The 24,088-nt window shown below is 61.8% G+C and carries 17 protein-coding genes, 1 pseudogene and 1 riboswitch; of the genes and pseudogenes, 3 read left to right on the forward strand and 15 right to left on the reverse strand.

Annotated elements, in window-relative coordinates:
• Positions 1-25: 25 nt before the first annotated feature.
• The 8 genes from ACOJB8_RS05775 to ACOJB8_RS05810 all read right to left on the reverse strand — a co-directional run bounded on the left by ACOJB8_RS05775 (position 26) and on the right by ACOJB8_RS05810 (position 11,048).
• On the reverse strand, positions 26-1,096 hold the full coding sequence (locus ACOJB8_RS05775) for a putative urea ABC transporter substrate-binding protein (protein WP_475011465.1): 1,071 nt from the start codon (positions 1,094-1,096) through the stop codon (positions 26-28).
• A 58-nt stretch (positions 1,097-1,154) separates the two neighbouring features.
• Positions 1,155-1,254, reverse strand: a riboswitch (guanidine-I (ykkC/yxkD leader).
• Positions 1,255-1,575: 321 nt separating this feature from the next.
• A complete protein-coding gene (locus ACOJB8_RS05780) occupies positions 1,576-2,460 on the reverse strand; it encodes a dienelactone hydrolase family protein (RefSeq protein ID WP_475011467.1) in 885 nt (294 codons plus the stop codon).
• A 174-nt stretch (positions 2,461-2,634) separates the two neighbouring features.
• On the reverse strand, positions 2,635-3,462 hold the full coding sequence (locus ACOJB8_RS05785) for an enoyl-CoA hydratase-related protein (RefSeq protein ID WP_475011468.1): 828 nt from the start codon (positions 3,460-3,462) through the stop codon (positions 2,635-2,637).
• The gene (locus ACOJB8_RS05790) at positions 3,459-3,905 is read right to left on the reverse strand and encodes a nuclear transport factor 2 family protein (RefSeq protein WP_475011471.1); all 447 of its coding nucleotides are present in this window, start codon (positions 3,903-3,905) and stop codon (positions 3,459-3,461) included. The genes ACOJB8_RS05785 and ACOJB8_RS05790 overlap by 4 nt, the downstream gene beginning before the upstream one ends.
• Positions 3,906-3,944: 39 nt before the next feature.
• Complete coding sequence (locus ACOJB8_RS05795) at positions 3,945-5,969, reverse strand: oxidoreductase (RefSeq protein WP_475011472.1); 2,025 nt, start codon at positions 5,967-5,969, stop codon at positions 3,945-3,947.
• Between the two features lie 128 nt (positions 5,970-6,097).
• Positions 6,098-7,270, reverse strand: coding sequence for a lactonase family protein (locus ACOJB8_RS05800; RefSeq protein ID WP_368603142.1), 1,173 nt, complete (start codon positions 7,268-7,270; stop codon positions 6,098-6,100).
• Positions 7,271-7,360: 90 nt separating this feature from the next.
• Entirely contained in the window at positions 7,361-8,053 is a 693-nt protein-coding gene (locus ACOJB8_RS05805) for a DUF1223 domain-containing protein (protein WP_368617532.1), read from the reverse strand.
• Positions 8,054-8,150: 97 nt separating this feature from the next.
• On the reverse strand, positions 8,151-11,048 hold the full coding sequence (locus ACOJB8_RS05810) for a sensor domain-containing protein (RefSeq protein WP_475011475.1): 2,898 nt from the start codon (positions 11,046-11,048) through the stop codon (positions 8,151-8,153).
• 305 nt (positions 11,049-11,353) lie between these two features.
• On the opposite strand from ACOJB8_RS05810, the gene ACOJB8_RS05815 reads away from it, so the two are divergent.
• Positions 11,354-12,520, forward strand: coding sequence for a GGDEF domain-containing protein (locus ACOJB8_RS05815; RefSeq protein WP_475011478.1), 1,167 nt, complete (start codon positions 11,354-11,356; stop codon positions 12,518-12,520).
• Positions 12,521-12,550: 30 nt separating this feature from the next.
• Here ACOJB8_RS05815 and ACOJB8_RS05820 read toward each other — a convergent pair whose 3' ends face one another.
• From ACOJB8_RS05820 to ACOJB8_RS05835, 4 genes are all read right to left on the reverse strand, one after another.
• Entirely contained in the window at positions 12,551-13,411 is an 861-nt protein-coding gene (locus ACOJB8_RS05820) for a substrate-binding periplasmic protein (RefSeq protein WP_368617529.1), read from the reverse strand.
• 84 nt (positions 13,412-13,495) lie between these two features.
• The gene (gene ehuD, locus ACOJB8_RS05825) at positions 13,496-14,197 is read right to left on the reverse strand and encodes an ectoine/hydroxyectoine ABC transporter permease subunit EhuD (RefSeq protein WP_342948138.1); all 702 of its coding nucleotides are present in this window, start codon (positions 14,195-14,197) and stop codon (positions 13,496-13,498) included.
• A gap of 56 nt (positions 14,198-14,253) precedes the next feature.
• Positions 14,254-15,078, reverse strand: a complete 825-nt coding sequence (locus tag ACOJB8_RS05830) for an IclR family transcriptional regulator (RefSeq protein WP_475011482.1) — start codon at positions 15,076-15,078, stop codon at positions 14,254-14,256.
• Positions 15,079-15,646: 568 nt separating this feature from the next.
• A complete protein-coding gene (locus ACOJB8_RS05835; protein ID WP_475011484.1) occupies positions 15,647-16,006 on the reverse strand; it encodes a DUF3564 family protein in 360 nt (119 codons plus the stop codon).
• A 270-nt stretch (positions 16,007-16,276) separates the two neighbouring features.
• On the opposite strand from ACOJB8_RS05835, the gene ACOJB8_RS05840 reads away from it, so the two are divergent.
• Together ACOJB8_RS05840 and ACOJB8_RS05845 are read left to right on the forward strand one after the other, a co-directional pair.
• Positions 16,277-18,163, forward strand: coding sequence for a putative bifunctional diguanylate cyclase/phosphodiesterase (locus ACOJB8_RS05840; protein ID WP_475011485.1), 1,887 nt, complete (start codon positions 16,277-16,279; stop codon positions 18,161-18,163).
• Positions 18,164-18,173: 10 nt separating this feature from the next.
• A pseudogene (locus tag ACOJB8_RS05845) lies at positions 18,174-18,554 on the forward strand (response regulator); the annotation flags it as partial.
• A gap of 74 nt (positions 18,555-18,628) precedes the next feature.
• Here the strand turns inward: ACOJB8_RS05845 and ACOJB8_RS05850 are convergent.
• The 3 genes from ACOJB8_RS05850 to ACOJB8_RS05860 form a co-directional block, all read right to left on the reverse strand.
• Positions 18,629-21,229, reverse strand: coding sequence for an ATP-binding response regulator (locus ACOJB8_RS05850; RefSeq protein WP_475011487.1), 2,601 nt, complete (start codon positions 21,227-21,229; stop codon positions 18,629-18,631).
• A gap of 28 nt (positions 21,230-21,257) precedes the next feature.
• Entirely contained in the window at positions 21,258-22,295 is a 1,038-nt protein-coding gene (locus ACOJB8_RS05855) for a 3-oxoacyl-[acyl-carrier-protein] synthase III C-terminal domain-containing protein (RefSeq protein WP_069262111.1), read from the reverse strand.
• A 541-nt stretch (positions 22,296-22,836) separates the two neighbouring features.
• Complete coding sequence (locus ACOJB8_RS05860; protein WP_475011489.1) at positions 22,837-24,081, reverse strand: NAD(P)/FAD-dependent oxidoreductase; 1,245 nt, start codon at positions 24,079-24,081, stop codon at positions 22,837-22,839.
• Positions 24,082-24,088 lie beyond the last annotated feature (7 nt).

Here is a 24,088-nt window from a genome sequence, read left to right on the forward strand (position 1 = left end):
CCTGGTTGTGGCTTCGAAATCAGTCTCAGAGCTTGCCCGCGGCCGCCATCTCGACGTAGCTCGGGTCGAAACGCAGCTTGACGTTGTTCTTGTCGCCGACGATCACATTCTTGTCGAATGCCATGCCCACGGAATCCGCGCTCTTTGCATCCTGGCCGAGCAAACCGTGGTCAAAGGAGAACTTCGCGACGCGCGTCATAATCCTCGGCATGTCCGGGCTCGTGACGAAAGCGACTGCCGCCTGAGGTGTGTAAAAGAGCGCGGTGGTCGACAGCTGCCCCTTGAAGTTCGCAAGGTCGGTACCGGAGGCCTTCGCCATCGACGTCAGCGCGCTGGTGCTCGCCGCCGAATTGCTGTGCATCAGCGCAACCATTTCGAACCATGCGCCCGTCAGCGCCTTGCCGAGCGCCGGGTTCTCTTGCAGCGTCTTCGTGTTGACGACCATCATGTCCATGATTTCGCCGGGAATCTTGCTCGAATCGAAGACTTCGGTAACGTTCGGCTGCGCCTTCAGATCGGCGAGCATCGGGTTCCACGTCACCGCGTTGTGAACAGTCGGCGTCGCGAATGCGCCCGAGATATCGGCGTCGGATGTGTTCACGACCTTGAGATCGCGCTCGCTCATATGGGCGCTTTCCAAAGCGCGTGCGAGCAGGTAGTGAGAGACCGAGAACTGCACGAGATTGACCTGCTGGCCTTTCAGGTCGGCGATCTGCCTGCCCTTGCCCTTCATGAGCACGCCGTCGTTGCCGTTCGAGTAATCGCTCACGATCAGCGCAGTCGAATCGACGCCGCCCGAAGCCGGGATGGTGAGCGCGTCCATGTTGGTCATTGCGCAGCCGTCGAACTTGCCAGCCGTGTACTGATTGATGGATTCGACGTAGTCGTTCAGCTGGACGACATCGATCTTGATGCCGTACTTCGTGGCCCACTTAGAGATGATGCCCTGGGTTTTTGCCTGGCCCCACGGCATCCAGCCGGCGTAGATGGTCCAGCAAACCTTGAAGTCGCTGCGGCCCGCAGCGAACACGGAACTTGAAGCGAAGGTGGCGAGGGAGACGGCGGCGATGCCAAGACAGCGAACGAGCTTGCGCATGAGGTTGACCTCGAAAGGGACGGTTAGCAACGGCAGGGAGCAGCGCAAACATCGCGTTCTCTCCCGGGCTTTTATCCCGCCGTGTAACCTCGCCTGAGGTCGCCAGCTCTCGGACCAGCACCTGCGAGAAGCAGGCCGGAACCCTAGCTGTCCATTTCCAGATTGTCTGAACCGGATGCTGCGCCGGCTCCTTGCCCACTCCTTAAAGCGAGAAGCGTGCCAATGAACCCAGGCACGGCTTTGTGGCGTGGAAGGCGTTTCTTCGCCCTGCGCCGGTAACAACGTGCACTAATATGCGTCGCGGCGCACCCGTTTCGGGCACTGCGATGGGCCATTCGTATCGCGGTTCGAACCCAAACCGCGCGAATTCTATGCGGTCGACGGCAGTACGGGCTTGCGCCACGACTTTTCGGCGCCCGATGTGAAATGCCGTTTCGGGACTGGCGAAGCTCCCGGCCTTCGACCCGGTCACAGTGAACCTATGGCTTCAGCACGGCCCTGACGATTCCGCCGACGGCTTCTTTGGCACTGGCCGCCGCGTTCTCGTCGTATGCGATGGTTGTCCCGCGCTCGATACACGCATCGCTATAACTAAACGGTTGCTTCGTTGTGGCGTCGACGAGCAGTCCGTTTTCGACCTCGACCGTCCGGCAGTTTCGTGTGGTCTGTGCCTGCGATAGCTGCTGGGGTTGCCTGAGCGCTCGCGCGTCAAAGAAGTGACTGGCGCCGGCGTACTCGATCAACTGGACGTCATGCAGTTTCGTTCTCAGACGTTCCACATAGGCACGGCATGGCGCGACGGGATTGTAGTTGTCTGCAGTCCCCTGGAAAATACGCACAGGTTTGCCAACGACATCCTCGTCTTCGAGATACGTGGAGGTACAGTCGGGATAGAAAGCGACGAACGCCGCGAACTGGGTGCCGGGTTGGGCGTGCATCTTCTGGAACCGGCTCAGGCTTGCATAGAGCGCGTTTTGCCCTCCACGCGAGAAGCCCATGAGCATGATCCGGTGCGGGTCGATTCTCGGGTGCTTCGAAAGCGTCGCAATGGCGCGATAGGCATCCTCGGTCTGTGCCAGGCGGCCGAGTTGCGCTTGATCGTTGATCGTGTTGACGATACCTCGGCCGGAGAAGCTGTCGATTACGAAAGTCGCGACACCGAGCGATAGAAAATACTCCTCCCAGTCGGTGATGCTGCTGCCGATTCCGCCGGACGCATGCAGCAGGATGACGAGCGGAAGCCGGTCAGTACCGTTTCGGGGAAGCCGAAGTTCGCCAGCCACCGTAACAGGTTTGCCATCCTCGCGCCCGCTCAGAAATTCCTGGTCCGTGAGCGTCACGGACGGAATCGGGATGACCTCCATTCGCGTCACCTGCGCGCGTGAGGCGTTCGCGAGGCAGCTGCACACGCAGATCAATGCGATTCGGACGAGCAGAGTTTTGCTTGTTCTCGACATGACGCGCCTCTTCTTCAGTACTGGTTCGCGTGACTGACTTACGAAGTCCAGTATAGGCAGACGTAGTGCGAGAGCGGGAGATCAGTCAGGCAACGGCGGCAAGCCATCGAAGCGCGGGTCACGCCTGGCCTGCCATCCTGCGATGGCTTCGGAGAGGTCCGCGGTATCGAATATGGCGCTCTGAAGCAGGGCCATGTGCTGCAGCGACTCCGCGGTTGCGTGGTCGCGGGCGAAGTTCATCGCCGTCTTGCTCCCCGCCACAGCCAGCGGCGATTTCGATGCGATGCTGCGGGCCAGCTCCATCGCATGGTGCTGGAGCGCATCGGCGTCGGGCAGCACGGCATTGACGAGCCCCACGGCGAGCGCCCGTTCGGCACTCAAACGCTCGCTCGTGTACGCCATCTGGCGCGCCACGCCCGCCGCAATGAGCTTGGGCAGGCGTTGCAGCACGCCCAGATCGGCCACCATGCCGATCTGCGTTTCCTGCAGGCAGAAGAAGGCGTCCGCCGTGCACACGCGAATGTCGCAAGCAACGGCAAGGTCGAGCCCGCCTCCGATGCATCCGCCCTGCACGGCGCAGATAACGGGGAAACGTGCCTTGTCGAGTACGTCGAAGCAGTCCATCAGATCTGCGAGAGCGCGCTGAAAACCGAGGCGTTTGCGTGGACTGCGGGTGTCGAAGTCGTTCGCTATGTTGGCGAACACCTCGAAATCCATGCCGGCCGAAAAGTGCTTGCCCGTCGAACTGATGACGAGCACGCGGACCTCGCCACTCGCATCGAGTGCCTGCACCATTTCGCGCAGGCCCGTATAAAATGCGAGGTCCATTACATTGAGCCGGTCGGGACGGTTCAATTGAAGATGCGCGATGCCGGCTTCGTTACTGAGGCGAAAGTATTGATCGTTCATGGAAGGCTCGCGGCTTTATACGCGGGGAGAACATGAGCCAGACGCGCGCCCATCTCGGCACCCAGTACCTGCAATGCATTGAAAGGCCGGATCATCACTTCGAACTCGACGATGAGGCCCGCCTCATCGAAGCGGATCATGTCGATGCCTTTGAGCTGCTTGTCCTGCACGGTCGCGCTGAACTCGAGCACGACGTTCAGCCCGTCGGCATTGCTGAACTGCCGATGGTAGGTAAAGTCCCCGAAAATGGTGATCACCGTACGCAGCGCCATCAGCAAGGCGGGCGCGGGACCGTAGGGCTTGAACGCCATCGGCGAGCGAAAAACGGCCTCCGGATGCACGATGGACTCCAGCCGGCTGAGATCCTTGCTGTCCACGAGCTCATGCCAGATCGCGAGGGACCGCGCGACAGCGGGAGACAGATTGAGTATGGCGTCAGTCATATCGGGTCCGTTTTCAGGTCCGGGGAAAACGCTGCGCGCTCACAACGAAGCGGCAAGCGTGGTGCCCTCATGGATGGCCCGCTTGGCGTCGAGTTCGGCAGCCTCGGCAGCACCGCCGATCACGTGCACCTTGCGGCCGGCGGCCAGCAACTGGTCCGCCAGCTCGCGCAGCGGCTCCTGTCCTGCGCAAACCACGACGTTCTCGACAGCGAGGGTTTGCGGCACACCGTCGATGCTCACGTGCAGCCCATCGTCGTCGATGCGCTGATATTCCACCGAGGAGGACATGCCGACGCCGCGCGCCTTCAAGGCCGTCCGGTGAATCCATCCCGTCGTCTTGCCAAGGTTCTCGCCAACCTTCGAGCGCCTGCGTTGCAGCAGATGCACGCTGCGAGCCGCCGGACTCACGACCGCCCGACGCAATCCACCGCGTTCGGCATAGTTCGTATCGACGCCCCATTCGGCGAAGAATTTATGCGGATCGAGACTCGCGGACTCGCCTTCATGCACGAGGTACTCGGCCACGTCGAAGCCGATTCCGCCAGCCCCCACAATGGCGACGTCAGATCCCACCGGCTTGCCGTCGCGCAGCACGTCCAGATACCCCAGCACCTTGGCATGGCTGGCGCCTTCGATGCGCAGCTCGCGCGGCAGAACGCCGGTTGCCACGACCACCTCATCGAAGCCCTCCTGCATCAGCGCTTCGGCGCTCGCACGCGTGCCGAGGCGAAGCTCGACGCCCGTCAATTCGATCTGGCGGCGGAAGTAGCGCAGCGTTTCATTGAACTCTTCCTTGCCCGGCACTTTTTTGGCGATATTGAACTGGCCGCCGATCTCGGTGCTGGCCTCGAAGAGCGTAACGGCATGCCCGCGGCTGGCCGCGGTCACCGCGCAGGCGAGACCGGCCGGACCCGCACCCACGATCGCCACGCGCTTTGGCTGCGCGGCGGGCCGGATGACGATTTCCGTCTCGTGACAGGCGCGCGGATTGACGAGGCAGGACGTGACCTTGCCAGCAAAAGTATGGTCGAGACAAGCCTGATTGCAGCCGATGCAGGTATTGATCTCGTCGGCACGGCCCTCGCGAGCCTTGCGCACGAATTCGGCATCGGCGAGGAATGGGCGCGCCATCGACACCATGTCGCACGCGCCGTCGGCGAGCAGCTGTTCGGCGAGCTCGGGCGTGTTGATGCGATTGGTGGCGACGAGCGGCACCGCGACCTTCCCCATCAGTTGCTGGGTGACCCAGGCCCAGGCGCCGCGCGGCACCTTGGTGGCGATGGTAGGAATGCGCGCCTCGTGCCAGCCGATGCCCGTATTGATGATGGTGGCGCCCGCCTGCTCGACAGCCTGTGCGAGCTGGATGACTTCCTCCAGCGTCGAGCCGCCCTCGACCAGATCGAGCATCGAAAGCCGGTAGATGATGATGAAATTGCGGCCGACGCGCTCGCGCACGCGGCGCACGATCTCCACCGCGAAACGTATGCGATTCTCGTAACTGCCGCCCCAGCGGTCAGTGCGATGATTGGTACGCATCGCGATGAATTCGTTGATGAGGTAGCCCTCGGAGCCCATGATCTCCACGCCGTCGTAGCCGGCATGTTGCGCGAGGGCTGCGCAGCGGACGAAATCGTCGATGGTTTCTTCAACCTCGTCGTCACTCAGCGCGTGAGGGGTGAACGGATTGATGGGGGCTTGCAGCGCGCTGGGTGCGACCAGCATCGGCTGGTACGAGTAGCGGCCGAAATGCAGGATCTGCATCGCAATCTTGCCGCCTTCCGCGTGGACGGCGCGCGTAATCGTACGGTGCCGCTCGGCTTCCCCCTCTGTCGTCAACATCGCGCCGCCATGCATGGGGCGCGCGCGTTCGTTCGGCGCGATGCCGCCGGTCACGATCAAGCCAACTTCGCCACGCGCGCGCTCCGCATAGAACGCGGCCATACGTTCGAAGCCGTTCGGCGCTTCCTCCAGACCGACGTGCATGGAGCCCATCAGCACGCGGTTCTTCAAGGTCGTGAAGCCCAGGTCGAGTGGGCGCAGAAGATGGGGATAGTGATTGGTCATGTTTATGCAACTGGCTGTATGACGGCGAGGTCGATAATGCAACCAGTTGCATAGAGAATCAAGCGATTGCGAGGATTTCGAAAACCTCCTCTATAACGTCTCTTTGATCAGACGTGACTTGCGCGCTGCTAGCGCGCCGCGATCCCCTGGGCTCCGGGCGGTACGCCGGTCACCGAACCAATCGGTTCGAGCGTGCCGTCGGGCATCACGCGAAAGCCGCTTACGGCGCCGTTGCCTTCCCGCACATAGAGGAATTTGCTCCGACTGCTGAGCGCCATGTCGAGCGGAGCGCTGAGCGTACCAGCAGCGGCATTGAGCAGGTTGATCTTCCCGTCCGCGGCAATGCGCAGACTGCTGATCGTGCCGCTACCGGCATTGGCAGTAAAGGCGAAACGTCCGTCGCCGGTCGTGACAAGCCAGCAAGGAGCGGCCTGGCCCAGCGGGATCGCCGCGCTGATCGACTCGAGATGTTTGCCGTCTTCGACTTCGTATGAGGAAACGGAACCGGACCCGGCCTCGGAGACGATTGCATATCCGCGTGTCGTGATGGAAAAGCCGAACGGCGTAACGCCGTTCGAGGCATGAGGGGTCGATGTCGAGGCGTAGCCGGTAAAGCCGACAGAATACGTGTCAATGAGTTGCGTGCCCTTTTCGGTCACCAGCAATTCGTTGCCTTCCGGTGCGAACCTGACTTGCGCCGGCTGGGCGGCGGTTCCACCGGCAAGCGGCCGTTGCGAGCCGGGTAACGCAACGAGGCGCTTGCCGAGTGCGTCGACAAAATAGCCGCTAATGTTCGGCGTGCCGCCGGCGTTGAGCACATACGCGATCGGCCCCTTGACCGTCACGCTGACGGGCATCTGACCGCCCGACGGCTTTCTGTCGAGCAGCGTCAGTTTGCTGCCATCGATTGCGAAAAGCGAAACATCATTGCTGCCGGCATTCACCGCAAGCAGAAAGCCCGAGTCCAACGTCAGCGCGCCCTGCGAGCCCAACGGATCGGCGCCCGTGCCCGCTCCTTTTCCGCCGGTTTGGTAGGTGGCCGCGTAGGTCAGTGTTCCGTTTGTGGCTCGAGCATAGACGAGAACCGAGTTTCCGGAAGGCTGGTTCGACATGACGTAGACGGCCCCGGGCGGATCGGCCTCGGAAGCGGCTTGCGCAAAGCTGCTTGAAGCGAATCCCAGCGCTGCGGCGAACGCGATGGTCCGCAAAGGAAACGATGAAGCGAACGTGACAAATGACATGACGAACTCCTTGCCTGGTAGACACGACTTCGTTAGGGGAACTGCCACTGCACTGCGCACTCCTTCTGCCCTCATAGCGTCGTTCGACGATATACAAAGCACACCTTAGTAATGGCGATGGAAAGACCTGTTAGCACCATCCCCGGCGGCTCAAGGCGCACCGTTGGTCACTCGCGCCGCGCCGATGATCGCACCATCCGTCGACTGGATCAGGATTGCCGCCTGTTCACCGGCCGGCGAAGGAGGCTCGAGTTTCAACGGCGCGCCGGTCCATTCGCCGACGGCCTGTATCGAGCGAACGACGTTGGACTCCCTGAGCGTACGCCCCGTGTTTTCGCCTCGCCCGACGTCGGTGACATGCCCGGTGTCATAGCCAACCAGCAAGACCCGACCGTGGCCGGTGCCGCGTCCCACCATGACTGATAACGTCCCGCCGTGGCGCACACCACTCACATCCACCCCTGCTTCATCCGCTTTCTGCGCGATCGCGATCGCCGCCTCGGCTGCACGTCGATTCGAACCCACCAGTCCCTTCTGGCCGTCGATCACCATTTCGGGCGTGTAGGCGCTCTCACCAAAACGCGCGCTGTACTCGGCCTGGCGCTGCGTGGCGGCTTCCAGCGAGTAGGGGTCGCGCCAGCCCAGGCCGTCCCAGTACGTCACATGAAATGCGAGGGGAAGCACCTCCCGGCGCTCGCGAGATAGCTCAGACAGGTAGGCATCCGCGGGCGGACACGAGGAGCACCCTTCCGAGGTGAACAGCTCGACCACGACCGGCCTGGCTGAGGCCACGACGGGCGCGACGAGAAAAAAGAACGCAATAGCAACGAGCCGAACGGACATGATCTGTCTCCAGAACGACAGGACTGCCTCTTAGTTCGCTCGGTCGCGCATCCCGGTTACAGCTGGAAGGAATTTATTTCGTCGGCCTCGCACGCCCTTACGGATTCACCGTGTACGCAGCGCCTGGATCGAGATGGCGCGGAAGCGATGCAATGGCAGGCTTTGGCAGCGGCACGCTGTAGAGAAAGCCCTGCGCAATCTCGCATCCATGGGCATCGAGAAAGGCGGCCTGCTCTATGGTTTCGACGCCTTCGGCAACGACCCGCTGCCCGAGGCAACGTGCGATGGAAAGGATCGCTTTCACGAGTTCGGCATGGCGCCGATCCGTCGTGACTCGCTGCACGAACGTACGATCGATCTTGAGCGTATCAATCGGGAATCGGGTCAAATAGCTGAGTGCGGAATAGCCGGTGCCAAAATCATCGATCGCGATCGATAGACCCATGCTTTCAAATTCGCGAAGCGCGCTCAGAACCGAGTCGTCCTCTTCCAGCAGCAGACTTTCCGTAATCTCGAACTCCAGCCATTCCGGTCGACAGCCGGTTTCATCGAGGACATCCTTGACCGTCAGTGCGAGGTCGCGCGACTGAAACTGTCGCGCGGAAAGATTGATCGACACCCTGTGGCGCGGGCCACGCCCGGTATTCCATTCGACGGCCGAGCAACAAGCCTCGCGAAGCACCCACCGCCCAAGATCGACGATAAGACCGGTTTCCTCCGCAAGCGGCACGAACTGATCCGGGCGAATGAAGCCTTCTCCGGGGCGATTCCATCTCAACAGCGCTTCCGAGCCGATGACTTGCGCACCGCGAAGCGTCACCTGGGGCTGGTAATACAACTCGAACTCGCCCAGATCGACTGCGCGCCGCAGCTCGGATTCGAGCGAAAGACGTGCCGTGGCCTCGACGGTCAGGTCCTTTGTGTAAAAGCGAAAGCCGCGGCGCCCTGAGCGCTTCGCAAGGTACATCGCGGAGTCTGCGTATCTCAACAAATCTTTCGCGTCGGTGCTGTCGAGCGGATGCAGCGCGATCCCGACGCTGCACGATATGAAGACTTCTCTGCCGTCGAGCAGGAAAGGTTCGTCGAGCCGCCGGATGATCCTCGCGGAAATTTCCTCGAGGATGCAGCGATCGGCAGTCTCCGGCAGCAGAACGGCGAACTCGTCACCACCAAAGCGGGCCACCGTGTCCCCCACACGCACGCAGGCAGCCAGTCGACGCGCGGCCTCACGCAGCAACTCGTCACCGACCGCATGACCCATCGTGTCGTTGACACCCTTGAAGCGGTCCATGTCGATCATCATGACGGCCGTATAGTGGCCGTGCGTGCTGTTCGAGATTGCCTGACGCAATTGCTCGTTGAACAGGACGCGATTCGGCAGCGCCGTTAGCGCATCGAAATACGCCATCCGATGGATCTTTCCTCTGGAAGCGTGCAGTTCCGAGATATCCCGCCCTACGGCAAGGACGGTTTCCACCTTGCCGTCCGCACCCAGTTCCGCTGTCAAGCGGATCAGCTGGCACAGTTCCTTGTTTTCGTCAGGCCCCCAGACCAATTCGAATTCCCTGTCGCTTGCCGTGGCGAATACCTCCCTGAGCTGCTGCTCATAGAGGACGGACCCTGGCCCGCCTGGGTATTCAGCCGGTGTCCTGCCCAGCAGCGCTTGCGCTCCTCCAGTGGCGAGCGCTGCGAACGTTGGATTGACGTAGAGGCGCCGGCAATCCCGTCCGTAACGGGCGACCGTATCGGGCGAGTTTTCAACGAGGGTTCGAAACTCGCGTTCCCGGCGGGCCAGCTTTTCTTCGAAACGGCGCCGCTCACTCATGTCGCGTGCCACGCCGAGGACACCCGCCACCGTCCCCCCTGCACCGAACACCGGCAGACGCCGAGTTTCGAGCAAGGTCCGTTCGCGGGTCGACGGTGCGACCACCCAATCGTCGTTCACGCAAACATGCAGCGCATCGATTGCTGCCTTGTCGCGTTCCCGGAAGTAGTCCGCCAGCTCGGCATCGAAAATGTCGTAATCGGTTTTGCCGAGAATTTCAGCTTTCGGCCTGCCGACAAACTGCTCGAAGCTGTAATTGCAAAGCAGAAAGTTGCCGGCGGTGTCCTTCAGCCACACCAGATCCGGAATGGTATGGAGCACGGTCATCAACTGGGCGCGCGCGTCGGACAGTTCACGCGCCTTGTCTTCGAGGCGGCCGTTGAGTTGAAGGATCTTCTCGTATTGAGCCCGCTGCTCGGACTCCGCCCGCTTGCGTTCGGTGATGTCCAGAATCGCACCGATCAAGCCGGCCTGGTGGCCCTCATCGTCGTGGAAGACCGCCTTGCTGAATTCCACGTCGCGCACCGCTTTCGTGGCGTTCTGGACCTTGAATTCGTAGCGCTGGATGCCGCCTCTCGCGAACAGCTCCTCGTCCATGGCGAAATAGGTTTGCGCCAGCTCGTGCGGACTCGTCTCAAAGACGGTCTTGCCGATGAATCGCTCCTTGGGGACGCCAAGAAATTCTTCGAACGCACGATTGAGATGAAGGTACCGCCCTTCCCTGTCTTTCGAAAAGACAGGAATGGGCATCGTATCGAGCAACGATTCGAGAAACGACTCGCGTTCACGGAGCTTTGCCTCCGCACGTTTGCGCGCCGTGATGTTGAAATAGATCGCGAGTACCGCAGGAGCCGAGTCCGGTGTCGGATGGCTTACGAACTGCACGAGGTAATGCTCGCCATGCGTCTGCGGCAGGCCGGCGAATGGGAGTTCCAGCTCGCGCGCAACGCCGGTGATCGCGACTTCGCGAATGGTATCGAGGTACTGCTGCAATGCCTCGGACGAAAACATCCGGGCTTCGGCATTCGTCGCGCAGGCGCCTTCGGATGCAGCCCCCATCATCGCCACGGCTGCGCCATTCATGTAGCGCCGTTGGCCCTGCGCGTCGTAACGGATGACCGGCATAGGCAGGTTGCTGAGCGGCTCGCCGTACTCGCTTTCTGCGTCCATTCCAGGGTTTCTCATGCTGTCAAAGAGAATGTGTGCTCGTACAACGCCATCTACGCACGCGTTCCCGGAACCGGCAACTTCAACAACGCGCAACACGGCATGCCATCCATGCGGTAACGGCAGGATACGGAAATTCTGAAGGGCGTAAAAATGGGAGCCGAGGAATTTCCGGCACGCGCATGACGGGCATTGTCCGCGAATTTATGCAACGCTTGCGTGTGTTATCGATCACGCCTCACTCTGGCATCGCGCTCGACGACATCGATATGTTATATAGGCGCAGTGCCTACTCTCGCCGAACCCGCATGCCGCTCTTCGATCTGCGCACGGTCATCCTGATGTCTTCGGTCATGCCGGGACTCATGGCAATCGCGCTGTTCTCGCTGGCCCGAAGCTTTCCTCAGAACATACGCGGCGTCCGTCATTGGGCATCGGGTGCGCTGGTGGTCAGCGTATCGGTACTCCTCCTCGCGTTTCGTGGCAGCGTGCCGGACTGGCTTTCGATTCTGGTTGCGAACTGCGGAATCGTTTTTGGCGCGGGGCTGGGACTCGTTGGCACCCAGCTCCTCTATGGGTGCCAGCCCAGCTGGCGCTTCGTCTCGTTGCTCGTTTCCGTTGCCACGGCCGGCATGACCTGGCTGTGGTTGGTCCATCCATCGATTGCGGGCCGCATGATCGTGATCACCGGGGTGCTCGCGGTGCTCTACGGCACGCACGGCGTGGTGATGCTGCGCCTTGGCCGCCCCAGCCGCACGGCGCTTGCCGTTGGCGCACTGCTTCTTGCCGAATGCGCAGTCGCAGCCGCACGCTGCATCTCCATCGGTCTTGCTACGAAGGGCCTACCCGATCTCTTCCATCCTGAATGGATGCAGACGTTCTATCTCACCGCGGGCGCCGCGTTTTCCCTGCTCGTGACAGTGGGTCTTCTGCTGATTGCCATGGAGCGCTTACGTATCCAGCTCGAGCGGCAGTCTTACCGCGATCCGCTGACAGGTTTGCTGAACCGCCGCGCGCTCGCGCTCGCATTCGAAGAGGAACGTGAACTGGCGAAGCGCAACGGGGCCGTGCTCTCCATGCTCCTGATCGACCTCGACCACTTCAAGCGGGTCAACGACGAGCATGGGCACGATATGGGAGACAACGTCCTGATCGACTTCGCGGAACGCGCCAGTGCGGCAATACCGGCGTCAGCCTGTCTCGCGCGCTGGGGAGGCGAAGAGTTCGCCGTGTTGCTGCCCGCACTCTCCCTGCAACAGGCTCACGAACTGGCCGAAGTGGTCCGCACGCGAATCGCTGAGCCCGGCTTCACCGCGCCCGTCATTCGATACACATGCAGCATCGGCGTGGCCTGTCTCGCCGCTGCCGAAGCAACGATCCAGCAGCTGGCGCGCGATGCCGACACGGCGCTCTATCACGCCAAGCATCTCGGCCGTAACCGCGTCGAGATCTGCGACCGCGCATTTGCTGCCTGAAACCGACAGGCAGCGTGGTACGCGACGAAATCAGTTCTTCACCGGGAAATACCAGAGATTGCGGTCGGTATAGCCGAACTGCCTGATGATCGATCCCAGCGTTCCGTCGGCGCGAAGTTCGTCGAGCGTTCGCGACACCGCGTTATTCAGATCGATGTCGCCCTTGCGCAACGCGTAGCGCGCGTATCCATACTCCTGCGGCAGCGGCCTGTAATCAGCCACCATTTGCATTGCGGCAGCTGGATGCTGCTTCAGGAATTGCCCGATCTTGATGTCGTCTTCCATCGCAACGTCGATGCGCCCAGCGATCAGATCGGAGAACTCCGCCTCGCTGCTCGTGTAGAGCTTGAGCTCCTTGAGGTCCTTGCGTCCTTCGAGCAACTGGTGATTGAAGCTTCCGCGCACCGTGCCGACGGTATGCCCGGCAAAGTCGTCCCACCCATGAATCTTCGACGGATTGCCACGCTGCACCGCGATGCCCGATCCGTACCAGTATGCCGGGCTCGTGAATGCGACGACGCGCAGCCGCTGCTCGTTCTCGTGCAGGTTGTCGACGATGACGTCGGCGCGGCCGGCGAGCAGTGCCGGAATCATCGCGTCGAACGGCACGATGTCCCACGTGACCTTCGTGATCTTGAGCCGCTTCGTGATTTCGCGGAAGATGCGCACATCCGCGCCGTCGAACGTGTGTGTTTTCTCGTCGCGGAAGGTCGACGGCGGGTCGGCGGCGATCACGAGCGTGATGCCGTTCCTGATTGCGCGCGCATACGAGCCGTCTCCGCCTTCGAAGCGCACATCGCTGATTGCGCCGCTATCAGTCGCATGGGCGTTGGACAGCGACGTTGCAACGCCTATCAATATCGATGCAAAAACCTGCGTAGCCTTGCGCATGAAGCACCCCGAATGAGTTAGTTATCCACATGTGGCGAATCGATCGCGTCAATCGCGTTGCTGCCTCTCGCTCGAGGGCGCCGGTCATCGCGCACGCACTGCGGCGTTCGCCGGCCGCGTGGTGCCCATCTTGCGCTCGAGCCAATGCACGGCCAGGGCACTCGGCCAGGAAAACGCCAGGTAAAGCGCGCCGACCAGCGTGAATATCGTGACGTACTGGAAGTTCGTCGACGAGATGATCTGGCCGGTGAACATCAGCTCCTTGACCGTCACGATCGACACGAGCGAGGTGTCCTTGAAGAGCGAAATCGCATAGTTGCCGAGCGGCGGCACGACGATACGGATGGCCTGGGGAAGCACGATCAGGCGCATCGTCTGGCGGCCGGACATGCCGAGCGCCTTCGCGGCTTGCGTCTGGCTCTTCGGCACGGCTTCGATGCCCGCGCGATACACCTCGGCGAGATACGCTGAGTAGTTGATCGACAGCCCGATGACACCCGCCGTGAACGGAGCGAAGCGAATCCCGAACGAAGGCAGCACGAAGTAGATGTAGAACAGTTGCAGCAGCGCGGGCGTGCCGCGAATGACCTCGATATAGACCGACGCAATGGCTCTCGGCAGCCGCGCGCGGCTGATTCTGGCGATGGCGAGCAGCAGGCCGAACGGCAGGCTGAGCGCCAGGATGCTGAAGGTCAGCTCGATGCTCGTGAGCGCCCCTTTGAGCAGATCGGGCAGATAGCTGTTCGCGTCGTGCAGATCGAACAGATCGAAAAAGGTGGTCAGCATGAGGTCCTCGCCCCGTCGCGGGGGCACCGGTGATCCGCCAGGGAGATAGATGCGCGCTAGCTCGCCGCGCCGCGTTGCGGGACAATCTGCGCGCCGAGCATCCGGCTGATGCGCTCGGCATGAGCGCGCAGCGTGCGCCCCAGCGCGTGCAGGTCGTCGTCATCCAGCCCGTTCTTGAGCGTCGTCACGCTGATCGCAGCCACGCCTTCGCCGTCCCGGTTCGTGATTGCCGCGCCGACGCAAACCACGCCCAGATTGTCTTCTTCGTCATCGAATGCGTAGCCGCGCTCGGCGACGAGAATCAGATCCTTCATCAGCTCAGCGGGTGTCAGGCGGGTGTACTCGGTGCGGCGGGGCATGCCGGTATGCGCGAGCAGCTTGACGACGCGCGCCGGCGGCAATAACGCAAGCAGGGATTTGCCGAGCGCCGAGCAATGCGGGAGTTCGCGTTGTCCGAGCGCGGACGCGATCCGCACGATGCCGGGCGCCTCCACCCGGTTGATTGCGACGGCATAGCCGTTGTCGTCGAGCACCGCGAGCCGCGACGTGAGACCGGTCGTGTCGGTCAGCTCGCGCAGAACCGGCATCGCAAGCTGGGAGATGCCGACGTCTGCCGCCGCCCGGTCGCCGAGGTGCACGAGCGCAAAGCCGAGCCGATAGCGCCGTGAGCCGCCAAGGCGTACATCGGTGACGTAATGACGGGCGAGCAAGGTCTGCAATAACTCGAACGCCGTGCTCTTCGACACGCCGATTGCCATCGCAATTTCGGCAACGGTAAGCCCCTCGTTATCGCTGGCCCCCAGTGTCTCCAGGACATCGAGCGCCCGGCTGACGCTGCGAAGCGCGTTGTGCTCGCCAATGGTTTGGTCCGTTTGTGTCATTTGTATTTCGTCTTTTATCCGCTAGCGGGCGGTCGAGCGTTTCAGCCAGCTTAGCGCTGCCAATATTGACAGTCATCAAGGTGGAAACTACCATAAATAACGCGCCGAACGACGTTCGGCCTGGCCGAACAAAATATCTATTCGGCATACAGGACGCCTGATTCGTGGCGTGCCTCACCCAGGTAAATGACAACAGGAGGCCGTAGGGCCGGTGACGCGCTCGGGGCATGTATGCGCGGCGCCATATTCCGACGGCAAATAAAGATGGGAACAGTGTCAGAAAGGGGTTTGGACGGTGGCGGCCAACCGAGAAAGTCGGGTACCTGGTCGTCGCAAGCCGCTCACAGCGATATCCTCCACATCAAATCCGTGATTCAGCGATTGTCTGCAGAGGACCTGAACGAGTCGCGTTTGCCGCCGGCTTATTGGCGAAAGCGCTTGCAGGAAATCATGCAAAGCCATCAATTGTCGAAAAGCCAGTTCGACGAAATCGACCGGCTACTCGCGACATTGAAGGAGTAATGGCACACGGCATCGGCGATGGCTCACAGAGCCGTCTTGCCAACGACTAGCAGGCAAAAAGCGAATTCGCGGCGCGCACCGATTTACGGTCAACAGCCTGCAAGCGCCACTGCCAAGCCGTTTCGTTGCACGCGCTGTTTTCCGACCAGCGTGCATCGCCATGCCCAGTGTGGACTTCCTGCCGCTCGTTCAGGCTGAGACCGCGCATGATGCAAAGGGGTGCATCGGTTTGCGGAGCGCATAAGACCGTCTCGTCGCCGCCGGCGCGGACGTCGCCCCACGAAGGCAGGTCGACACCTTCATGTGACTCGCGCGACCAGCGTTTCTGGTCGAGATCGATCCACACAAGGGCGAATTCGTGATTGACTGCCGGGTCAGAACCATTGATCAGGATGGTCAGTCGCATGGACACTCCGTGCAGTGCGGCTAGTGAGTGGGATCGCGGCTCGAATCGCAAGTTGTCAGTCTAGGAGTTCCGCGATGGAACGCAAGCGGATTTTCCATATATTGGGAAAACTCCGTGGTGCGGATACGCACATAACGCGAAGGCCAGGCCGGGACCCGAAGACGTCTGCGCAGCTGCGGTTCGCCCAGGGGTCGGAATCAGTTCTCCGCATCCCGGAGTCCGATCTGGTCTATGCTCACGAAATCATATGATTTGAATCGGGGAGACGACGTGCTTACGTCCGCCAGGGGCGACAAGTTCTGGACCGCCGGCATTTTGCGCCGCATTTATGTTCTCAGGGTCCTCGGCTACGCGATCGGCTCCATACCCGTCCTGGCGTTGCTGCACGTGCAACGTGCGCCGGCGCTGCTCTTCGTCGGCGTCCTTGTCATCTGTCTCGTCTGGCCGCATGTCGCTTATTCGCGGGTACGCAACAACACTGACGACGCACTCCGCAAAGAGACATGGAACCTGCTGTTCGATTCGGCGTTCGGCGGCTGGCTGGCCGCGGCGGTTCATTTCGAACCGGTTGCAACCGTCGTCATCCTGCTGATGTTTGCGCTCGACACCATGGCCGTGGGTGGTTGGCCGCTCTTCGTGGCCGGTGTGGGTGCGAGTGCGGCGGGCCTGATCGCCGGGGCCGCAATCTTCGGTATCGCCACCACGCCGCTGGACGTACGGATCGCGCCGGTGTGGCTGCCCATCATCTTCATCTATCCACTCCTGTTCGCCAAAACGACCCATGACGTGTCGACCAGGCTTCTCGATCGTTCGCGCCGTTTGCGCGAACTCAGCGAGTGCGACAGCCTGACCCGGCTCGCGAATCGTTCGGCGCTCAGCGCACGATTGCAGGCAGTCCTGACTGACCCCGCCCGCCACGGCGAATCCGTATACGTTGTTTTCCTCGACCTGGACACGTTCAAGACCGTCAATGATGCGCTCGGGCACAGCGTCGGCGATCAGCTGCTCGTCGAAGTCGCCGGGCGTCTGCGGGCCTGCGCCCAACCGGGCGACATGCTTGGTCGTTACGGCGGCGACGAGTTCATGATCGTTGCGCCGCGCGGGCGGGACGACGCGCGCTTCGATCTTCCCGATGCCGTACTCGCGGCAATTGCGAAACCAATGCTCGTCGGCGGGAACGAGCTCGTGGTGAGCGCCAGCGTCGGCATCAGCGTGTTTCCCGCGGACGGAGACAATGTGGAAACGCTGATCTCGTGCGCGGACATGGCGATGTACGCGGCCAAGAGTCATGGCCGCAATTGCTGGGATCGCTATCGGCCTGAAATGGGCGAGAACGCCGACGCAAAGCTCATCCTTTCGGCGCGTCTCAGAAAGGCGATCGAAACAGGGACGCTGCGCGTGTACTACCAGCCACAGGTCGACATGCGCAACGGCCGCGTGCTCGGCGTCGAAGCACTGGTACGTTGGCACGATGAGATATACGGCGACGTCGCCCCGGCCGAATTCGTCTCGATGGCGGAAGCATCGGGATTTGTCGCGATACTCGGCGAGTGGGTGCTGCATGAGGCCTGCCGGCAGTCGGCGCTTTGGAGGCACATGGGGATTGCGCCCGTGCGCCTGTCGGTCAATCTGTCGCCGCTTCAGTTGCAACGCACGGACATGGTCGAGACTTTTCAAACCATTCTGCAGGAGACAGGCGTCGATCCGACGATGCTCGAGCTCGAGGTCACCGAGACTGCATTGATGAAGCAACCGGAGATCGCCGCGCGCCGCCTTCACGAATTTCGCCGCGCGGGTATCCGTATTGCCATCGACGATTTCGGCATGGGCTACTCGAGCCTGAGTCAGTTGCGCGCGCTACCGGTCGATCGCATCAAGATCGACCGTGCGTTCGTGCAAGGCATCGGGGAAACGGACACGGGTGCGATCGTGAAGGCGATGGTTACGCTTGCGCAAGCGCTCGGTTTATCCGTCATCTCAGAAGGTGTGGAGACGCTCGCGCAACAGGAGTTTCTGCTCGCGCTCGGTTGCGTGGAGGCGCAGGGATTCCGCTTCAGCAGGCCGCTCGATGCCGAAAGCATCACGCGTGTGCTCGCCGACGGCAGCCCGCTACCGCGGCCATCGCTTGCCACGCTCGGCGAAAACGTCATCGTCTGAGCGACGCGACGCGGACGAAGCCATCGAGATACTCGAGGAGCACGGCGCGGACATCGCAGTCCTGGTGACCGACTTCCGCATGCCGGTCAGCAACGGCGATCAACTGCTGCGCGAAGCCGCCCAACGCTATCCCCGGATCGTGCGGATGCTGGTGACCGCTTACGCCGACAAGGACATGCTGTTGCGGACCGTGAATACGGGAGGCGTATTTCGCATCATCGAAAAGCCGCTGCGGATCGACACGGTACGCGAGACGCTGCGCGAGGCGATTGCGCAGTGGACCGAGCGTGAAATGCGTCAGCATGAATTACTGGCGATGGATGAAACGCTCGCGTTCCTCGCGCACGAGTTGAACACGCCTTTGGCGACGATCGCACTGATTGCGCAAACCACGACCGTCACCATGCATTTCGGCACCCGCAAGGAACGCGCGAAAGCCACTGACACGCAACGGCCGCTAGAACCTCAGTCCTCGCTCGATACACCCGGCTGATCGGCCGGGCTGATCGCAGCCACAAAATATCGATGCAGCGCGTCGGCCGAGCGGTTTCCCAGCGCGGTGGTCTGTTCGAACCAGTCGGTCTCGTCCGGCCATTGGCCATCGAGGACCCGCGGATAGATCTGCTTCGCATACAGGTGCAGCGCTTTCGCGCCGATATTCCCGCTGATACCTAACAGAACGTGCAGCGTCGCGTGCACCGCCCGGATGTCACCGGCCTCCACGCTAGTTGCAAGCTGCGCGAGAAGCGAGCGGATTTGCGCAATGCCCTTGAGGAAGGTCTGATCCAGCATGTCGAGCGAAGCCAGTTCGTCGAGATGCGCCTCATCGAGCAGGTCGTTTTCCGCGATCGCTGCCCGAGTTGCGGCCCGAGTTGCAGCTCGATTGGCAACCTGCATGACCGGCACCGCCGGCCGCTCGCGTTTCTCCGGGGCGCTCGCCACGCGCGAGTGTGCAAACTGTCGCGCGAGACACGCATAGAGCACGCCGACCTGCACCGGTTTCGTCATGACCTCATTCATGCCCGCTGCGAGACAGGTCCTGACTGCCGCCATATCGGACTGGCCGGTCAGGGCCACGATAGGCATCTCGCCATACTCGTCCACGCGGGCGCGAATCCACCCCGCCGCCTCCACGCCATTCATGCCGGGCATGTTCATGTCCATCACGATGGCATCGACATTGTCACCGCCCTGCAGACGCGCGATCACGCCCTGTCCGTTTTCCGCCTCCACGACGCTGGCGCCACATCGCTCCAGATAGCTCTTCGCGACCATCCGGCTGTAGGTGTCGTCGTCCGCGACGAGAATCGTCTTGCCCGCGAATCCATCGAAGCGCGGGTGGCGCAAATGGCGATCGCCGCTTTCCATGAGCTTTTGCAGCGTACTCACCAGCTCCACCATGCGTATGGACTTGCTGATCGTTGCGTCCATGCCGGCGCCCTTCGCGAGCACGCGAGCCAGGTTGTGAGCTTCGGCCGTATAACCGACCACAAGAAGGCCGCCGCCAGCCAGGTCGGCATCGGAACGGATCTTCTCCGTGGTCGTGTAGCCGTCGAGACCCGGCATATTGATGTCCATCAGCACGAGATCGTAAGCGGAACGCTCTCGAAGGAGCGTCAGCGCGCCTTCACCGCTCTGCGCTTCGACCACCCGGGCGCCCACCCCTGAAAACGCATGGCAGACTTTCTCGCGTATCACCGCGTCATCATCGACAAACAGTATCGTCTTCCCGCTGAAGAACTCCGTGGCGCGCGCGAGAAGCGTCTGCCGGTAAGCCGCGATTTCGCTCTCCGGTATAGCCGGAAACTCGAGCGTAAACTGGGTGAATTTGCCGGGTTCCGAACGGCACTCGATCGTGCCGCCGAACGAGCGCATCGCACGCTGGCAGTAAGCAAGCCCCAAACCCGTGCCGGCAGAATTTCCCTGGGTGCGGAAAGGCTCGAACAGATGGGACATCATCTCGGCTGCAATGCCCGGTCCCGTGTCGTGAACGATCACCTTGTTCCGGTCTACAGTCAGCGTGAGCGTTGCCGTGGGATGCGCCGCCATGTGATGCAGCGCATTCTTGATCAGATTGAACAAGGTAAACAGATAGACGGTCTCGTCCACCTTGAAGGTGAAGTCTTCGAGGACCATCAGTTTGACGCGGCTGCGCTCTTTTCTGCCGCCAAAACCGTACTCGTCGATCGCCTTGCGTGTCGCCTCCGCCGCGCTCGCATAGTTGAGATTGTCCGACTGCATGGGCTTGGCGCTGACTTCATCGAGCGTCATCGCAATGATTCTGAGCCCGCGGTCGATCGCCAGCTGTCCGTGCGCGACGTGCTGCGAAAGCGAAGCCACTGCGTCGACGGGCAACGCCGGCGAGGGCTTCGACTCGGCCATCGCGGGCAGCGCCTCCTCGACGCGATCGAGCACGTACCTGAGCTGGCTGAGCGGATTCCTCATTTCATGGGCGATCGTGCCCGCAAGCGCCCGAAGTGCGCCGTTCTTGGCCTGCGCCGTAATCCCCCGCATGTTGCTGTAGCTGAACGTAAGGCCCGCGCAGATGCCGAACGCGAAAACCGGCAGGTAGGTGTAGAGCAGCAAGTGGCCGTCGACGTGCAGGGACTCCGGAGTGACGATCCACGCGCAGAGGATGGCGAGGCCAACCCCGAGCGCGAGGTTCAGCGCCAGCGCGACGAACGACGGAAAAATCGCGATCAGGAAAAACATCATCCCGACTTCCGCCATCGACCAGATCATCGAATAGTGGCCGGTGATCAGGTAGTAGGTGAAAAAGAACGGTAGCGTATAAGCTACCGTCAGGAAGTAATACCACGGCAGGAAAGGCACTGCTGCTGCGGGCCAGAAGCGGCGCAGCAGCAACAGCAGACAGGCGAGCGCGCCGATAACGCGCATCAGCGTGCTTTCATTGGGCTGGGGGTCGATGTACGTCCACCACAACCAGTACAGCGGATGCCCGATGGTCCCGATGACGCCCACCGCCAGCACGCTAAGGTCCGACAATCCATACGCGTCGCGGACCCGCTGCATCAGATAGCGAACGCCTCCTGCCATGCCTTTCATATCGTTCTCGTTAGACTGATACCGAGCCTCAGAACAGGAAGCTGCTCACGTTGAACGACATGCCGGCGCTGCCGACCCAGCACAACGCCCTGTCTCCGCGCTTCAGCTTCCCCGTCTCCTTGGCCATTGAAATCGCAGCCGGAATCGACGCGGAAACGAGATTCCCGGTATCCGGATAGATGTGATACATCTTATCGTCGATGCCTGCCTTCACGCCGTAACCGTGCCACGCGGCCTTGGAGGAGGCATGCGTAAACACGATGTCGATGTCTTTTTTGGGAACAGAGAGTCTGGAGAAGACTTCGGTAAGCTCATCTGAATTTTTGTGCAGTTCGTGGCCGAACGAGGTAAACCGCATTTCGCCGTTCTTGCCGATACGGTCGGTGGGGTGGCAATACCCCTCGTAACCAGGAATCGGAATCGTGCACAGGTCCGAAACATCCGGCTTGCCGCGAAACGCAAAGCTGAAGTTATCCGGCTCCTTCGCCACCACCAGCGTGGCCGTCGCCGCTTCGCCTATCGTAAACGACGGCAAGGTATATTCGACCTGGGCGTGATGCTTGAGCGCAAAATTCGAAGGATAGAGCGGCCCCCCAGCGAGCATATTGAATTCGGCATTCACGATCATCGCGTTCTTATACTGGCCAGTCTTGAAGAGACTGTCGACGATCGACATGGCCCGCGTCCAGCTCATGCAGGCATCGACCACATCGAAGCATTCGGCGTTTCCAAAGCCGAGCGTGCTCGCCATCATGTGGCTGTTGCCCGGCTCGAGAAACCCGCGACCGATGCCGACGAAGATGAACAGCTCGATGTGCTCCGGCCTCAGATAGGTTTCCGATAACACCTTGCGCGTCGCCATCGCAACGTGATCGATGGGCGACTCATGGCTGTCGCACCAGCGACGATGGACCAGGCCGCTGCGGTCAAGCAGCGTCTTGATGGTTCGCACGGTCCTGTCGATGTCGCCATCGAAAGCGGTAGAGTGGGACCGGATCATATCGACGACTTCTTCGTTCGTGACGACCCTCGAAGGGAGACTGACTGCGACGTTCTTGATAAGCATAGAGAATCCGTGAATCGCGAAAAGATGGATGGGTAAAGGTCTCGCGCGTGTGGCACGCGGATACCTGGACACCAGATATCCGGCCGGACGGCCCCCGTACGTTAGCGCCCCCACCGTTTATCACGAATTCCCCCCTTCCCTACGCGTTGACTTTCAGCGGCCGGGTCTCGATTGCCTGGGGCTTGTACCCATACGTTCAGGAGCGTGCCCGCCGCTCTCCAATCCTTTCAATTCATCTTCCAACTGCCGGCGCCATTCGGCCATGGCTCAGGCTTCGCAGATCAAGTTCGATGCTTACTTTGCGGGAGTCACCCCCGACGGATTATCGGCAACAGTGAGTGAAACTTGAGAGTCGAGATCCTGCAAGCGGACAAGAACTGCGCGCCCACCCGCTGTCTTTCAAAATCTGAATGTGTTTCCGGAAATGCCGCAGGACAAGTGACAGACCGACATTGACATTCCACTCGTGTAACTGGAGGCGATCGAGCGCGGCGACTATCTGGTCGCCGCGGTCCGGATGGCTATCGGTCCAACGCGTGCTTTAGCCGAATCGCGCGGGCAAATACGGCGTGGGATCGATGAACGGCGTTTCGCCGACGATCTGCTCGGCGACGAGGCGCGCCGTGACGGGCCCGAGCGTAAGCCCATGATGATTGTGACCGAATGCGAACCACAGTCCCGCATGGCGCGGGGCAGGCCCAAGCAGCGGGCGCATGTCGGGCGTGCAGGGGCGCAGGCCCATCCACGGCGTTTCGTCCAGCCGCGCGCCGAGGCCGAACACGGGGCGCGCCTCGCGCTCGGCGGCGTCGAGCTGTGCGTAGTTGGGCGGACGCTCGCGCGTGGCAAGCTCTACGCCCGTGGTCAGACGCAGGCCGCGGCGCATCGGCGCGACCACATAACCGCCTTCGATATCCACCACCGGACGCACGAGCGGCGTACGCGCCTCGCTCGCGTAGTGCATGTGATAGCCGCGCTTGACCATGAGCGGCACGCGGTAGCCGAGCGGCTGCGTCACGAGATCCGACCAGGGGCCGAGCGCCACGACCGCAAGCTCGGCGCTCACCGGTCCTTCGTCGGTCTGCACTCGCCAGCCCTTGCCGTCGGGCATCAGCGTGCGCGCGTCGCCCTGTGCAAATGCACCGCCTTCACGCAGGAACAGTTGCGCATAACCCTTCGTCAGCGCGCCAGGATCCGCCACGCTCGCGGGATCGATCCAGTGAATCGCGCCCGCATAGCCCGCGCTCAGAGAAGGCTCCAGTGCGATGAGGCCCGGCGCGTCGAACATCTGCACATGCAGGCCGTGTGCGTCGGCCACGCCCTGCGCCGCGCGCATTTCGCGCTCGAAGCCGGCGGGCGAGCGCCACGCTTCGAGCCAGCCGATGGGCCGCACGATATCGCGCAAGCCCGCGCGCGCGATCAGCGCGTCGTGCTCGGCCACGCTGCGCTCGATGAGCGGCAGCATGTCCCGCGCAGCATGCGCGAGCCGCGCTGGCGACGACTCGCGCCAGAACGACGCGAGCCAGCGCGCGTAGGCGGGCAACGAACGCACGTCGTAGCGCAACACGGTCGAGTCGTTGCGCACGAGGCGCAGCAGCGTGCGCCAGTCGCGTGGAAAGCCATACGGCACCACCGACGACGACTCGATCAACCCCGCGTTGCCATGGCTCGTTTCCTCGCCGGGCCCGCGCCGGTCGACGAGCGTGACCTGCACGCCGCGCGCCTGCAGATGCAGCGCGACGCTCACGCCGACGATGCCCGCACCGAGAACGATCGCGCTCTGGCTCATGAATCGG

It is taken from the genome of Paraburkholderia sp. BR10141 (assembly GCF_056155635.1).

Coding starts and splice junctions, on each gene's coding strand:
- ACOJB8_RS05785 (WP_475011468.1), bottom strand. CDS start 3,462: ATGAACGATCAATACTTTCGCCTCAGTAACGAAGCCGGCATCGCGCAT.
- ACOJB8_RS05820 (WP_368617529.1), bottom strand. CDS start 13,411: ATGCGCAAGGCTACGCAGGTTTTTGCATCGATATTGATAGGCGTTGCA.
- ACOJB8_RS05835 (WP_475011484.1), bottom strand. CDS start 16,006: ATGCGACTGACCATCCTGATCAATGGTTCTGACCCGGCAGTCAATCAC.
- ACOJB8_RS05830 (WP_475011482.1), bottom strand. CDS start 15,078: ATGACACAAACGGACCAAACCATTGGCGAGCACAACGCGCTTCGCAGC.
- ACOJB8_RS05805 (WP_368617532.1), bottom strand. CDS start 8,053: ATGTCCGTTCGGCTCGTTGCTATTGCGTTCTTTTTTCTCGTCGCGCCC.
- ACOJB8_RS05775 (WP_475011465.1), bottom strand. CDS start 1,096: ATGCGCAAGCTCGTTCGCTGTCTTGGCATCGCCGCCGTCTCCCTCGCC.
- ACOJB8_RS05860 (WP_475011489.1), bottom strand. CDS start 24,081: ATGAGCCAGAGCGCGATCGTTCTCGGTGCGGGCATCGTCGGCGTGAGC.
- ACOJB8_RS05790 (WP_475011471.1), bottom strand. CDS start 3,905: ATGACTGACGCCATACTCAATCTGTCTCCCGCTGTCGCGCGGTCCCTC.
- ACOJB8_RS05780 (WP_475011467.1), bottom strand. CDS start 2,460: ATGGAGGTCATCCCGATTCCGTCCGTGACGCTCACGGACCAGGAATTT.
- ehuD (WP_342948138.1), bottom strand. CDS start 14,197: ATGCTGACCACCTTTTTCGATCTGTTCGATCTGCACGACGCGAACAGC.
- ACOJB8_RS05795 (WP_475011472.1), bottom strand. CDS start 5,969: ATGACCAATCACTATCCCCATCTTCTGCGCCCACTCGACCTGGGCTTC.
- ACOJB8_RS05810 (WP_475011475.1), bottom strand. CDS start 11,048: ATGGACGCAGAAAGCGAGTACGGCGAGCCGCTCAGCAACCTGCCTATG.
- ACOJB8_RS05815 (WP_475011478.1), top strand. CDS start 11,354: ATGCCGCTCTTCGATCTGCGCACGGTCATCCTGATGTCTTCGGTCATG.
- ACOJB8_RS05855 (WP_069262111.1), bottom strand. CDS start 22,295: ATGCTTATCAAGAACGTCGCAGTCAGTCTCCCTTCGAGGGTCGTCACG.
- ACOJB8_RS05850 (WP_475011487.1), bottom strand. CDS start 21,229: ATGAAAGGCATGGCAGGAGGCGTTCGCTATCTGATGCAGCGGGTCCGC.